General features: G+C 51.1%; 1 pseudogene. It reads right to left on the bottom strand.

Features of this window, described 5'->3' with window-relative positions:
* Positions 1 to 566 (bottom strand): annotated as a pseudogene (gltB, locus tag R8O11_RS30105) (glutamate synthase large subunit); the annotation flags it as partial.

Here is a 566-nt window from a genome sequence, read left to right as displayed (position 1 = left end):
CGACAGTGAAATGGCTTCCACCGATTCGTTGTTTACACGACCTTGGAAGTCTTGATTTTCATCCAACACGTAAGCAAAACCGCCCGTCATACCAGCGCCGAAGTTCACACCTGTGGCGCCAAGAATAGCCACAATGCCGCCAGTCATGTATTCACAGTCGTTATCCCCCGCGCCTTCTATGACAGCGATGGTGCCAGAGTTACGAACACCAAAACGCTCTCCCGCTTTACCCGCAGCAAACAGTTTGCCTCCTGTCGCGCCGTACAAACATGTGTTACCGATAATGGTGGCTTCGTTACATTTAAATGCAGTGCCTAGGTGAGGTTTAATCGCGATTTTACCGCCTGCCATGCCTTTGCCTACGTAGTCGTTCGCATCACCAGTGAGGTAAAGCTCTACGCCGCCCGCATTCCAAACGCCAAACGACTGGCCAGCCGTACCATCTAGATAGATTTTGATTGGCGAAGCTGCCAAACCTTGGTTGCCATAGCGTTTTGCTATCTCACCAGATAAACGCGCGCCAACAGAACGGTCGGTGTTGATGACGTTGTAGAAGAAACTTGCTG

The organism is Vibrio sp. 1288, assembly GCF_033344475.1.
Note: the sequence above shows the minus strand (reverse complement) of the source record. Positions and strands in the feature narration are given on the sequence as shown.